Origin of the sequence: Streptomyces sp. NBC_01454 (assembly GCF_036227565.1) — a bacterium.
Lineage (GTDB): Bacteria > Actinomycetota > Actinomycetes > Streptomycetales > Streptomycetaceae > Streptomyces.
In genome coordinates this window covers 50,650-62,906 of the sequence record NZ_CP109463.1, presented here as the reverse complement: position 1 = coordinate 62,906, position 12,257 = coordinate 50,650, and the positions used below count along the sequence as shown (strand labels likewise).

The 12,257-nt window shown below is 70.3% G+C and carries 17 protein-coding genes; 9 read left to right on the top strand and 8 right to left on the bottom strand.

Annotation, left to right across the window (positions count from 1 at the left end):
• The first annotated feature begins 702 nt into the window (after positions 1–702).
• From OIU81_RS42135 to OIU81_RS42105, 7 genes are all read left to right on the top strand, one after another.
• Positions 703–1,188 carry a hypothetical protein gene (locus OIU81_RS42135; protein WP_329332176.1) on the top strand — a complete coding sequence of 162 codons (486 nt, stop codon included), beginning with the start codon at positions 703–705 and terminating at the stop codon, positions 1,186–1,188.
• Between the two features lie 969 nt (positions 1,189–2,157).
• Positions 2,158–2,613, top strand: coding sequence for a winged helix-turn-helix domain-containing protein (locus OIU81_RS42130; protein WP_329156306.1), 456 nt, complete (start codon positions 2,158–2,160; stop codon positions 2,611–2,613).
• The gene (locus OIU81_RS42125) at positions 2,610–2,987 is read left to right on the top strand and encodes a hypothetical protein (RefSeq protein ID WP_329156307.1); all 378 of its coding nucleotides are present in this window, start codon (positions 2,610–2,612) and stop codon (positions 2,985–2,987) included. The genes OIU81_RS42130 and OIU81_RS42125 overlap by 4 nt, the downstream gene beginning before the upstream one ends.
• Before the next feature lie 496 nt (positions 2,988–3,483).
• Positions 3,484–3,966 carry a hypothetical protein gene (locus OIU81_RS42120; RefSeq protein WP_329156310.1) on the top strand — a complete coding sequence of 161 codons (483 nt, stop codon included), beginning with the start codon at positions 3,484–3,486 and terminating at the stop codon, positions 3,964–3,966.
• 28 nt (positions 3,967–3,994) lie between these two features.
• On the top strand, positions 3,995–4,342 hold the full coding sequence (locus tag OIU81_RS42115; RefSeq protein ID WP_329156311.1) for a hypothetical protein: 348 nt from the start codon (positions 3,995–3,997) through the stop codon (positions 4,340–4,342).
• 28 nt (positions 4,343–4,370) lie between these two features.
• Positions 4,371–4,559 carry a hypothetical protein gene (locus OIU81_RS42110; protein ID WP_329156312.1) on the top strand — a complete coding sequence of 63 codons (189 nt, stop codon included), beginning with the start codon at positions 4,371–4,373 and terminating at the stop codon, positions 4,557–4,559.
• 27 nt (positions 4,560–4,586) lie between these two features.
• On the top strand, positions 4,587–4,979 hold the full coding sequence (locus OIU81_RS42105) for a hypothetical protein (RefSeq protein WP_329156314.1): 393 nt from the start codon (positions 4,587–4,589) through the stop codon (positions 4,977–4,979).
• Positions 4,980–5,232: 253 nt separating this feature from the next.
• Here the strand turns inward: OIU81_RS42105 and OIU81_RS42100 are convergent, their stop codons facing one another.
• The 6 genes from OIU81_RS42100 to tpg (OIU81_RS42075) form a co-directional block, all read right to left on the bottom strand.
• Positions 5,233–5,490: a hypothetical protein gene (locus tag OIU81_RS42100; RefSeq protein ID WP_329156315.1), complete on the bottom strand. Its 258-nt coding sequence runs from the start codon at positions 5,488–5,490 to the stop codon at positions 5,233–5,235.
• Complete coding sequence (locus OIU81_RS42095) at positions 5,480–5,716, bottom strand: hypothetical protein (protein ID WP_329156317.1); 237 nt, start codon at positions 5,714–5,716, stop codon at positions 5,480–5,482. Before OIU81_RS42095 ends, OIU81_RS42100 begins: the two co-directional genes overlap by 11 nt.
• Positions 5,717–5,819: 103 nt before the next feature.
• The gene (locus OIU81_RS42090; protein WP_329156319.1) at positions 5,820–6,008 is read right to left on the bottom strand and encodes a hypothetical protein; all 189 of its coding nucleotides are present in this window, start codon (positions 6,006–6,008) and stop codon (positions 5,820–5,822) included.
• A gap of 315 nt (positions 6,009–6,323) precedes the next feature.
• Entirely contained in the window at positions 6,324–6,578 is a 255-nt protein-coding gene (locus tag OIU81_RS42085) for a hypothetical protein (RefSeq protein ID WP_329156321.1), read from the bottom strand.
• The gene (locus tag OIU81_RS42080) at positions 6,575–7,339 is read right to left on the bottom strand and encodes a hypothetical protein (RefSeq protein WP_329156323.1); all 765 of its coding nucleotides are present in this window, start codon (positions 7,337–7,339) and stop codon (positions 6,575–6,577) included. The genes OIU81_RS42085 and OIU81_RS42080 overlap by 4 nt, the downstream gene beginning before the upstream one ends.
• 102 nt (positions 7,340–7,441) lie before the next feature.
• Entirely contained in the window at positions 7,442–8,035 is a 594-nt protein-coding gene (gene tpg / locus OIU81_RS42075) for a telomere-protecting terminal protein Tpg (RefSeq protein ID WP_329156324.1), read from the bottom strand.
• A gap of 158 nt (positions 8,036–8,193) precedes the next feature.
• Here tpg (OIU81_RS42075) and OIU81_RS42070 point away from each other — a divergent pair, with 158 nt between their 5' ends.
• Positions 8,194–8,667, top strand: coding sequence for a hypothetical protein (locus OIU81_RS42070; RefSeq protein WP_329332171.1), 474 nt, complete (start codon positions 8,194–8,196; stop codon positions 8,665–8,667).
• 83 nt (positions 8,668–8,750) lie between these two features.
• Positions 8,751–9,245 carry a hypothetical protein gene (locus OIU81_RS42065; protein ID WP_329156327.1) on the top strand — a complete coding sequence of 165 codons (495 nt, stop codon included), beginning with the start codon at positions 8,751–8,753 and terminating at the stop codon, positions 9,243–9,245.
• 67 nt (positions 9,246–9,312) lie between these two features.
• Here the strand turns inward: OIU81_RS42065 and tpg (OIU81_RS42060) are convergent, their stop codons facing one another.
• Together tpg (OIU81_RS42060) and tap are read right to left on the bottom strand one after the other, a co-directional pair.
• Positions 9,313–9,870 (bottom strand): telomere-protecting terminal protein Tpg, encoded by a 558-nt coding sequence (tpg, locus tag OIU81_RS42060; protein WP_311314893.1) that lies wholly within the window; start codon positions 9,868–9,870, stop codon positions 9,313–9,315.
• 3 nt (positions 9,871–9,873) lie between these two features.
• Positions 9,874–12,066 carry a telomere-associated protein Tap gene (tap, locus tag OIU81_RS42055; protein WP_329156331.1) on the bottom strand — a complete coding sequence of 731 codons (2,193 nt, stop codon included), beginning with the start codon at positions 12,064–12,066 and terminating at the stop codon, positions 9,874–9,876.
• Positions 12,067–12,257: the final 191 nt, after the last annotated feature.

The window sequence follows — 12,257 nt, the reverse complement described above, 5'->3', positions numbered from 1 at the left end:
CGCCCGTCACAGCGAGCCGGGTCGCTTCGCTCCCCGGCCGCTCCCGCTCCGCGTGAGCGGAGGCGGCTCGCTCCGCTCACCACCAGGCGGCACGCGCTCCGCGCCCACCGCCAACCGCAGGGCAGGCGGGCCGCTCCGCGACCCGGGGCCGGCCTCCGGCCGACCCGTGGCCTCCGCTGCGCTCCAGCCACCCAGGCGCGCGCCCAACTCCCCGCGCGGGCAAGGCGTGCCCCGCTCCGCGCGGCCCACCCACGGGGCTCACGCCACAAGCAGCACGCGCGCGCGCGCGCGCGCGCGCGCGCGCGCGCGCGCGCGCGCGCGCGCGCGCGCGCGCGCGCGCGGGGCGCGCGCGCGCGCGCGCGTTGGGTGCAGCAGCAAGGGGAAGGGTGGTGACGGGCAGTCGGGCGGGTGATGGATCGAACGGAGGTGGGGGTGAGTGAGACTAGCGATCCGGGCGCGTGTTTCGTTGGGCAGCAGGCGCACACACACACGGGCGCGCGCGCGCGCGCGCGCGCGCGCGCGCGGGGGCGCGCGCGCGCGCGCGCGCGCGCGCGGGTTGGGTTGCTGGGGCGCGCGCGCTGGGCGCGCGCGCGCGCGCGCGCGCGCGCGCGCGCGCGCGCGCGCGCGCGCGCGCGCGCGCGTGCGCGCGCGAGCGCGAGCGCGCGCGCGCGCGCGTGCGCGTGTGCAGGCGCGCGCGCGCGCATGAGAGAGAGAGAGAGCGCAGCGAGAGAGAGAGAGAGAGAGAGAGAGAGAGAGAGAGGGAGAGAGAGAGAGCAGAGAGAGAGAGAGAGAGAGAGAGCGAGGCAGAGAGAGAGAGAGAGAGAGAGAGAGAGAGAGAGAGAGAGAGAGAGAGAGAGAGAGAGAGAGAGAGAAGAGAGAGAGAGAGAGAGAGAGAGAAGAGAGAGAGAGAGAGAGAGAGAGAGAGAGAGAGAGAGAGAGCAGAGAGAGAGAGAGAGAGAGAGAGAGAGAGACGAGAGGGTGGTGAGGGGAGGGAGAGAGAGAGAGGGAGAGAGAGAGGAGAGAGAGAGGAAGAGCGGGAGAGAGGAGAGAGAGAGAGAGAGAGAGAGAGAGAGAGAGAGAGAGAGAGAGAGAGAGAGAGAGAGAGAGAGAGAGAAAGAAAGAAAGAAAGAGAGAGAGAGAGAGAGAGAGAGAGAGAGAGAGATGTATACACGCACGGAACAGAGATGAGTGCTGTGAGAGAGAGAGAGAAGGATAGGACGGATACACGCACACATCAGAGGAGCGGAAAGGCATACATGCCGGGAGAACGTGCCCAAGAGAGATGAGAGCGAGAAAACAAACAAACGGCGCGTGCGCGACACGACAGGCAGCGACGGTCTACTGCTCACGCGCGCGCTCGCACGCGCGCGCCCGCTCTGCTCTGCTCTCACTCACACACACACACACATCTGCGCTCGCTACACACGAGCGCGCGCACACAGAGGAAAAACACAGAGCAGGGCTGGGCGGGCTGCTGCTCGCTGCGCTGCGCTCGCTGGGCTCGCTGGGGCTCGCTCTCTCTCAACGGCTCTCTCTCTCTCTCTCTCTCTGCTCGCGCGCGTCTCTCTCTCTGCACACACACGGCGCTCTCTCACACTCGAGGCTAGCTTAGGACTGGAATGGAGCTACACCACCTCCGAGCAGGTAAAACAGGTTCGCGGAATGGTTTAGACGCTCGGAACTGAATGATGCTGGTGAAAGAGGTGATATACGGTTCAGCCTTTTCAGAATAGCGGTATATGGAAGCCGGGAAAACGTGCTCAGGTGAATTGCCGGGCGATTAGTGCGGAGGGTTGTGGTGTGAGCTATGCAGAGGCTGGCAGTGAGGTCTGGAAGCCGAGCGGGCAGCGCGTCGGGGAGGCCGGCCCTTCACGCGCGCGAGGAGCTTGGTGGAGCCTACGGATAGGTACGTATAGAGGGAACACGCATCGTCGCTGGTCAGAGGCCATGTGATGTATCGATCGAGGCTATTTGAGTGTCAGATCGGGACGCACCTTTCCCCTGGAGGGGAAACGCTGACCGGTCTGGATCCTGGTGCGGATCGGCGTGGCGGGTTCCCCTGGAGGGGAAATGGTCGCTACGGTCAGGCCGCGTACATCGTTCCCCTCTGGGGGAAATCCCAAGGTGAGGAGCGGTATGGGCCGGGCAAGGCCAGCGGTGAACACCAGCACGGGCGAGTACGTCCAGCTGGAGCTGCTGAAGGAGGACGACAAGCCGTACGACTGGAGCGGTGGCGGTCGGCACGTGAACGCCAGCAAGAAGCTGGGCGCCGGGCTGTGGAAGAAGGGCAGCGGGTACACCAAGAACGACAAGCTGGTCTTCGGCTACTACCTGTTCAACGCGCCGTCCGGAGACGAACCGCTGCGAATGAGCTTCCGCGAGATCGGCAACGACCTGGAGTTGCGTCCGAACGCGGTGAGCAAGTCCGTGGGTAACCTCAACAGGGGAGGCTTCCTCCTGGAGGCCGAGAAGGTGGGCCGGGTGAAGTTCTACAAGCTGAACGCCCGCGCCGCCTACGACGGCGGCTCGGGGCAGCAGCGCAAGGCCACGCAGCACGCTCGGCACCCTGTGACCACGTGCCCGCCCGAGAAGAAGGAGAAGGAGGCGTCATGACGTCGCCGATCGCCCAGTCGTTCGAGCCGCGCTTCATGGAGGCCGGCGAGCTCAACGCCCTTCTACTGCGGTCGCAGCTCAAGCAGGGCGCGGACCTCAAGGTCCTCATGTTCTACGCCACCGCGGTCCCGATCGGGGATCCGGTGCGCACCACGGCCACGGACATCGGGAAGCTGGTCGGCCTGAGCACCACCAGCGCCTCTCGCAGCATCGGCCGGCTCGCCGAGAACGGCTGGCTGACGCTCGCGTACACAGCCGTGGGCGTGAAGTTCTACCGCCTCGGCTCCAAGGCCACCGGCGAGCCAGCGCCGTCCGAGCTGGAGGACGACGACGCGCCTCTGGCCACCGTCCGGCAGCTGCACGCCACCGCGTAGCCGTCCCCGCCGACACTGCGGCGCCGCACCCCAGGGGTGCGGCGCCGCTTTCGTGCGCGGAGGGCGATACATCGTTCCCCTGGGCGGGAAACCCGCTGGTGGGAGCCCCCTCTTCCGGGGTTTGTCCCCGTGGGAGTGGAAATTTTGTCCACCCCCACAGGGACAACCGCGCGCACATCGTTCCCCCGGAGGGGAAAGCCGCAGGTGAAGGCCCTTTCGCGATGTGTCGGCGGCAACACCAACTCCGGTCTGCCCCAGCTCGTGGGCCTGCTGCCGGGCCACGTGAACATCGTTCCCCCGCAGGGGAAACCTGGGCTTCCCGTCGCCGCGTGCCGCACACGGGACGCGTAGGTCAGATATGCGCACACGGTTCCCGCAGGCGGGAAACGCGCAGCTCACAGCCTCACGGAAAGAATCATGGGCGGCCCTCTTGCGCCGTCTCCCCTGTATGGACTTCAATACATGTATTGAAGTCCATACAGGGGAGGAACCCACCGTGTTAGTCACCCTCGTCACCGCCGCCCTCGCCATCGTCGGCACCCTGCTCGGCTCGATCGTCAGCGGCCGCTTCCAGGAGCGCGCCGCCGAACGGACCGTCCGCGTGAGCCACGGCGAGGCGATCCGCCGCGACCGCCTGGAGGCCGTCACCGCCCTCGCCTGCGCCGCCAGCGACCACCGCACGGCGATGTGGGTGCGCGGTGACGCTGTCCTCAAGGGCGACGGGCCCGAGCGGATCCAGACCCTTCGCAGCGCGAGCCACATGACCCGGTCCGCCGTCACCCGCCCGATGGTCGCTCTCCGGGTGCTCATCGAGGACCCGGCGGTGCGCGCCGCGGCCGACGAGATGATCACGCTGACGTACGCGCTGCGCGACGCCTACGCCACCACCGAGGACCTCACCGCCGCCCGCGAGGCCGCGAAGGTCGCCCACGACTCCTTCGTCGACGTCGCCGCCGGCTACCTCAGCCGCACCGCCTGAGCCCTTCCAGCCGAGAGAGAGACCCGTCATGGAGCGCACGTCCACGGAGATCGTGAAGGCCGCCGACATCACCGCCATCGAGACCAGCGCCGACCGGGGCGCCGTCGACAGCGAGCTCGCGTACCTGGCCCCGGCGGCCGCCGCCGCGCTGGGGCTGCTCGCCGACGCCATCAAGCGGGGCACCGCCGACCGCGACACCGTCGTCCAGGCGCTGAAGGAGGCGGCCGTTCACGAGCGCTTCGCCGACGTCCTGGCGGCCGCGTCCGAGGACGTCATGGACGAGACCGAGGACCCGTTCGACTTCGACGCCCGCCTGGACGCCGACAACCTCTCGGGCGCGGCCTCCCAGGTCCGCGACCTCTTCCGCTGGCTGTAGGCCCCGCCCGACCCACGAGGGAGACACCGTGTTCACCGGAACCGCCGAAGAACTCCGCGCCCGCCAGGCGCAGGCCCGCGAGCTCGCGGAGCAGGCCGCCGCACTGCTGGACCAGATCGACGCCCTGGGCCTGGGCGCGGGCGGCGGGCAGCTGCACACCCCCGGCGGCATCATCCGTATCCGGCCCGGCCAGGGCTGGACCGTCGCCGACCGCTGACCGATCCACCCAAGGAAGGAGACCGCGGTGACCGACCCCGCGTCTGACACCCACCGCCAGGAGCAGCTCCTGGTCCCGCTCGCTGCCGAGGACGTCGCCGTGCTCGGCAGCGACGGCGAGCAGCTGGCCGCGCTGCTCGCCACCTCGCTGCACGGTCTGGCGCTGCTGCGCACGGGCCGCGCGAGCGCCGCCGAACTCGCGGCCGTCATCGAGGGCACCACCGGGCTGCTGGAGCGGCTGGAGGCTGTGCGGGACGCCGCCGTACGCCAGGACGCGGCCCGGGACGTCTCCATCTCTCATAGCGACCTCGCGGCCGCCATGCACCTGAAGAGCCGGGCCACCGCCCAGACCCGGCGCCGCACGCTGCTGCAGACGACGCCGGGCGAGCTGGAGCGGTGGGCCACCGGCACCACCGGCTGACCGGATGCAGCGGCCCCTTGCAGCAGACGAACGACCGTTTGCTGCAAGGGGCCGCTACCCGTGCAGCACCCGTGTCCCGCCCGGGGCCGGCCTCGAAATGTCATCGCTCTCCGGCAGCACAGAACACCACCACCCACCCACCGAGCAGCGCCCCACGACCCCCGAGCAGCACCAAGTGCTACCCGGGGCAGCACACACAGCAGCGCCCCGGACCTTCGCGGTCCGGGGCGCTGTTTGGGTACTCGGGAGGCCCCTACGCCTCAACGTACGACACGATCGTGATCGTCCGCAGGGCCGTCACGTAGAAGATCACGCGGACTCCGTCGATCTCGTCCGCGTAGTCGCGCAGCAGAGTGCCGGGCACCTCGGTGCCCAGCTCCGGGTTAACGCTGATCGCGACGATCGCTCGGTCCAATCGGTGCGTCTCGCCCGCGGTGAGTTTGGTCAGCTGGGTGAGCGCGGGCTCCACCACGATGACCTGCGAGCGCCGTGGCCCGTGCTCAGGCGACACGGGGCTGTTCGTCAGCAAGGCGGGCGAGGTGGTTGTCGCGGGCGGTCTCCCACGGCACTCCGGTCTCCGGGGACGGGTAGCCGTTGGCGGCGATGTCCTCCAGCACGGAGGCGAGGACGTCGACCCGCGCACGCTGGTCGGCCGCGTACGCGCGGACCGATTCGGCGGCGTGCTCATCGAGGGGCTGACGGTCGGGCGCGGACGCGGTGGCCGGCTGCTGGCTCATCCGGGGCTCCTGGGCTTCTCTCTGGCGTGTGCTCCCACGGTAGCGCCGGGCCCGCTCCCCGGGCCCCGGTACGGACGAACCGGGGCCCGACGCCGCGCGTGGACTACGCCTGGAGCTCCTGGGATCCGCTCTGCAGGGAGGCGGCCAGGAGGTACTGCTGCTTGCGTCGTTCGAGCTCGCCGTCGGTGAGGATGTGGCAGCCGCAGGCGGCGTCAGGGATGAGGTCCGGGTCCGGGTTCTCGCACCACGGGTCAAGGCAGTAGTGCCTGTCGACTGGAGGGATGAAGACCATGACCCCACGATCCCCAGCCGGGTCCGTCCTGGCGAACGCGACGCGCCCAACACAGCCCAGAACGCTCACGCTCTGTTTACTCATATGTGCGTGTCACGCCCGATCTTACGTGTCACGCTCCCGCTCGAAACTGGCCTCCAGAGGGTCTGGCGGACCCAAAAAACGGACACATCGGGACACTCGCGGCGCGGCCTTCATAGGAGCGTGACACCCGGCCCGGAGGGCGTGACAGCTACTCTCCGTCGATCTGAACGCCTCCCCCCGGCCCGCCGGGGAAGACACCGGGGGGCCGGGACGGAGCGGGCAGGGCGAACGCTACGGCCGCCCGGGTCGGTGGCTGCACTCCCAGCAGTCGGCGCAGCTGGCGCACTCCTGGCACCACGCCTGGGGTGCGCGCGGGCAGTTGCACACGGGGTTGTAGTCGGGGTCGTCGTCGCCGGGGATGAGGCTCTCGCCGAAGGGCGGCTCAGTCCAGGCGATGACCGAGCCGTCGGCGAGCAGGTCCTCGTAGTGGTGCCCGATCCCGCTGTGCTCGCTCCAGGTGGCCACCACCTCGTCCGCCGCGCTCACGCCGCGCCGCCCTTCACCGCGGCCGCGTTGTCGAGCCACGCGGCGAGCGCGTTCGTGGCGGCCGGGTCGGCCTGGGCGAGGCGGCCGACGAACTCGAGGTCGCCGTCGACCGGGGCCCCGGTCCGGGCGAGGGCGGCGAGCAGCGCGGCGCGGGCGCGCACCGGCACGGGCAGCGAGCCGACGGCGGCCGCGCGGGCGGCCGGGTCGGCGTAGTGGCCGGACTGGTCGGCGAGGGCGCGGGCGAGCCAGGCGTCGACCTTCGCGGCGCGGTAGTCGCGGTTGTCGTCCAGGAGGTCGCGGGCGGCTTCGTCCCCGGCCTGGCTCGGCACGCTGCGATCGAGTCGGCCGGCCCCGCCCAGCCGGGCGAGTTCTTCGGCCCGGTCGGCGAGCTGCTGCTGCTCCTGGCGGCGCTGCTGCTCGGCTTCCTCGCGGCGCCGGCCTTCGGCGAGCTCCTCCTGGACGACGACGTCGGCGTCCAGGTCGTACGGGCCGCCGGTCGCGGCGAGCAGCTGCACGAGGCGCTGCCACTCCGCGAGCTCCGCAGCACGGCGGCCGCCGTCGTCGGCCGCGGCTTCGTCGCGGCGGTCCATGTGCGCGTGCAGCTCCGCCTCTTCGAGCGCCGCCACCGCCTCGTTGTGCGTCATGCCCCGCGCGCGGCGCCGCACCGAGGACCGGCCGACCTTCGCGTAGTCGATCGGAGCGCCGGCGCGGCCGCGGGCCTCGGGGACACGACGGCTTCGCCACCCGTCGGACGTGTTCATCAGGACTCGCTTTCAGTTCGGATACGGAAATGGGGGCCCGCCCGGTAATGCGGTTCGGCGAGCCGGTTATCCAGGTCTACAGCACGCCAGAATTGCGCGCTGCTAAAACTCGATGTCGAGCGATTGAACGTCCCGAAATTTCACCTCCAGGCTTGCGCGACCGCCCCCGCCTTGACGGAAATAGGCGTCCGCGATGGCCTCCGCGACGGCCTCGTGGAGGTCGGCGTCCGTCGCACCCTCCTCCCGTGCCGCCAGGATGAGTGCTGCGTGGGACGGCGACACGGCGATGCTCAGATCCCGTACTCGGGTGTCGTCCGAGGATCCGTTCGCGGTGAATCCGAGGGTGGCCCGGAACTTGATGACGAGCCCGCCCGAGGTGGTCGCACGCTGCCTCGCCTGTGCTCTGACCTGCGGTTGCCACTCCGACTCGGTCTCCTTGACCAGTACCTCCTGGAGGCGCTTGTTCGGCTTGGTGGACGCGCCGGAGAGGTAGCGCTGCACCGTCTTGCGGGAAACGCCCAGGCGCTCCGCCAGGCTCTTGGTGGAGCCCTTCTCCCGCTTGCGGAGGAATTTCATCTGAGCTCGCGGCGATTTCGGCGCGGAACGGGTGAACAGGGCACGCTCCGCGCGAGCGAGGCCCTCCATGAGCTTGGTACGCGTCCTGGCAGCCTGCGCTGCCTTCTCTTCCTCGGTCATGGGGGTAGCTCACAGCTGCGGACCTGTGGACAGAGACCGCCGACGACGGGACGCTCCTACGGCTGATCTCCACCCCTGTGGGTGACGCGCCCTGGTGAGCGCCGGTGCCGGGCCGCTACGTTCCCCTGGACTTGATGATCGAGGGGGAGGGCCAAGGGATGAGCGAGCGCGGCGCGTTACGGGGTCTGCGGGTCTTGATGTGGGTGGTGATCGCCATCGAGGTGCCGGTGTACCTGGTGTGGCTGGTCCAGGTCGGCTACGAGACCGGGCAACAGCTCGCCCGCGGTGACGTCGCGCGGTGGGCGCCGCCCGTCCTGCTGCCGCCGGCGGCCGTGCTGTTCTGCGTGGCGGCGGGCTGGGTGTGGTGGGGAACTGTGGTGTCCGGCGCCCGCTCCTCGCTGCGCGAGCCGTGGATCCTCGCGTCGCTAGGGTTCGTCGCCGTCTTCTCGGTGTTCTGCGGGGTCGCCTCGGTCGACGACCCGTCGGTGTCGGTCGGCCTGCTCAGCGCCGCCGTGACCGGGCTCGGCATGATCGGGCTGTTCTTCATCCCGGCCGCCGCCTCCCGTCAGCTGCCCGACGTCATCCGCCGGCGCCGTACGACGGCCGTCCCGGGTGAGGTGGACCCGCAGTAGCCCGCCGTCCCGGCCGGTCCGTCCGATTGCCCGGGGCGCCGCGCGGCGGGCATGCTGCGCGTTCCGGAGAACGAGGGGTGAGCATGTCCGAACAGGACGACGCGACGGCGGCGCAGGCGTCGCTCAGGAAGGCCGTGGAGCAGCTGAGCGGCGACGGGTTGGGCGATGACGCCCAGGCCGCTCAGGAGGCTGTACAGGCCCTCCATGAGGGGGCTGGGCAGGAGTGGACGCCCGAGCAGGAGACGCAGATCAAGGCGATGGTGGAGCAGATCCGCAACCTGCGGAATCTGAACCGGCCGGGCGGCGGCGGGTGGCGTCGGCGACGGGCGTGGCGGGCGCAGGGGCGCCTGGCCGACTTGATGATGGCCGCCGGTCCGGAGCTCGTGAACGAGGCGGAACTGCGGCACTGGAAGAACCACCTGATGGTGGAGCTCCTGGTGGAGTTCGCCGGCGGCGCGATGAAGCCGGACGACACGGCGACGGCGCTGAGCCGGATGGAGACGCTGCACGCCGCGACGTACGAGCAGTTGCAGCAGGCCAGGAAGAAGGCGGCCGACCGGCAGGCCGACACCGGCTGACCCGTCGGCAGATGACGAGGGGCCCCGAACCGGCGCGCGGTTCGGGGCCCCTGCCGTGGGCGGGTGATCACAGATCGATTTCGAGCCGCTCCACGTCGGTGAACTCCACCCCGAGACCGTGGGCCCTGCTGTTGTTGGCGCGGAAGTACATCCGGGCGAGGCCGTCGGCGGCGATCTGCCGGAGCTGGTCCTCGGTCTTGCCCTGCTCCCGTGCGTTGAACAGCTGGTCGGCGAACTCGGGCGGCAGGGCCTGGGTGATGTCGCGGATCCGGGCGTCGTCGGTCGTGCCCGAGGCCGCGGTGAACCCGAAGCGGGCGCGGGTGGAGACGACCAGGCCGCCGGTGGATGCCGCCTTCTTCCTCGCCTTCGCGCGGATCTGCGGCTGCCACCGCTTCTTGACCTCGCGCTCCAGGCGGCCGCGCAGGTCCTGGCGGGGCCGCTTGAGCTTGCCCGACACGTACCGCTCCACCGTGCGCTGGGAGATCCCGAGCGCCTGGGCGGCGGCCTTGGTGCCCTTGAGCTGCTTGACCAGGTACTTCATCTGCGCCTGGGCGCTCTGCGGGATGCGGCGGGTGAACGCCCCCTCCAGCGCGCGGTCCAGGCTGTCCCCGAGTGAGTCGACCACGGTCTACTCCCCTTCTCCGGCGCTCTGGTCGGTCTTGATTAGGTTGGCGATGTTGAAGACGCAGCCGCGTTCCTCGAACTGGGATTCCGCCCACAAGGTGGTCTGGGTGCCCTGGTGCTTCACCATCCCGGGCGAGACTCCGAGCCGGAACGTGCCCGGCGCCGGCTTGCCCTCCTCGGTGCGCGGCAGGACGTCCAGCGGGGACGGGCCCGGCGAGGGGTAGACGATCGCGTCGGTGCCGATCGCGACCGGGTACAGGTCGGCGGCGGCCGCCGTCTTCATCAGCTTGCGGTGCAGGCCGGTGCGCTGGTTGGCCAGCACGGCCGCCCGGATGTCCGGGCGCCACGTCCACCGGTCCAGCGCCGGGTAGGGCTCGTAGTACGGCACCTGGCCCCGGCTGCGTTGACGCAGCTTGCCGATCGCGCCCTTCGCGGTCGCCTTGATCGCGGTCTCCAGCAGCGCCATCGTCGGGTCCACCTGCTTGCGCCGCCCCATCGCCTCCAGGAACTCCTGCTCTGCGAGGTCGGTGGTGACGTCCATGTCGGCCATGGTCGCGATGTACGCGTCGCGCAGGCGCTTGTACCAGGCGTCCAGGTAGCGGCCGGTCTGGGTGCGCACGTACGCCTCGATCGGCGCGACGTCGAAACCGAGCTCCACCGCGTAGGCGACGGTCGGCGTGGCGTACCAGGCCGGGCCGGTCGGGCGCTCGCCGGTCGGGGTGAACGGCGAGGGCAGCAGGGTGCCGTCGACGGTGCGGCCGTTGACCCGTACGCGGGAGAGGTCGACGTGGCTCAGGTCGACCAGCCACGAGCCGGGCAGCGCCGGGTCGAACGCCGGGTTGTTCTCCAGGTGGGTCGGCCCGTTCAGCCCGACCGTGAGCCCGTTCGCGGCCGCGGCGAACGACATGTTCAGGTCGACGACGACCAGGTATTTGTTGACGCACTCCTCATCGGTCAGCGGCCGGCACCAGTCGTAGGGCTCCTCCATCAGCATCTCTGCCGGAGTACGGAGGTGGTGCCGGGCGAACCCCGCGTCCTTCAGGATCGGGTGTTCGTCGGGGACCTCGCACGGCACGACGTCGTACTTGGCGGTGATCGCGTCGTCGTTGTACGCCGGTTTGAACTCGCCGGTCGCCTCGTCCTTCTGCGCGCGGGTGGGCGGGCGCAGCGCGGTCATCAGCTCCAGGCCGGTCGTCGCGGTGCTGCCGCGCGGCGTGATCACCCGGGCCGCGTACAGACCGAGGTACTGGACGAGTTCGGCCGGGTGCATCGTCGGCAGCTGCGGATCGTCCTTCTTGTCCCACTCACGGGCGTCCAGCGCGTTCCAGGGCAGGATGCACAGCTGGACGCAGCGGCGCCGGGAGCCCTCGGGGTCGCGGTAGACCCGGGCCCACGGGCCGAAGCCGCGCTGACTCATCTGGAGTCCGGCCTTCTCGATCTGCTTGACCACTTTGTGGCCGGACGGGAGACGGCTCGCGTGCCGTTCCTCCTCCGACAGGGCGACCGGCAGGCCGAAGCGCTCCAGTGCGGACGCGGTGAGGACGAGGATCGGGTCGGCGTCGCGGCCGTTGCGGTGCAGCCGGGCCTGCCCGAGCCGGGCTTCGGTCAGCGTCCAGTCGACCAGCGCCGGGATGGACTTGGCGGGCACGTCCAGGACCAGCCCGCCGACGCAGTACGCCGACACCTGCCCGTCCTCGCAGTCGATGACCGCGAGCGGACCGTTCTCGAAGCGCGGATTGGCGGCCGCCGCGGTGGTCTTCGCCACCGCCTTCTTCGCACCCGGGCGCCGCGACGTCGTCGACGGCCTGGCGGTGCTGCTCGCCTCCTTCGTCGGACGGGACGGCGGCACGACGGCGGGCGCGGGCGCCGGCTCCGGGGCCGGGCCGGTGAACGCCTCCGGGACCACGGGCGCCGGAGCGGCGGCGGGCGCTTCGGCAGCCGGGACGGGGAAGCGGGCGGCGAGGCCCTCGAGGAGCCGGGCGTACGCGGCGCGCTTCGGCGGCCGCGGCTCGGTCCGACCGGTCTCCCAGTTCCCCACGGCCTCACGGCGGGCGTCCAGCGCCGTGGCGATCTGAGCCTGGCTCAGGCCCGCCGCCTCCCGCAGACGCTTGCGCTCCGCAGGGTCCGGCAGATCGTCCTGCGCAACCTGCTCCAGCAGCGCATCAACGGCGCTGAACAGCTCGTTCTCAGTGGACACAGAGGTCACCTCCAATAGACAGCATACCCGATCGCGCATTGATTCGCGCACTCAATCGCGCATTGAATCGCGCGTATTTGAGTGCAACACGGGGGTGGGTAAGCGGCGCAACAACTGTTCGTCCAGGTCAGAGCCGAAACAGAGGGTGCGTTGCACGCGGCTGTTGCACCGCGTGTTGCAGGTGCCGGGCG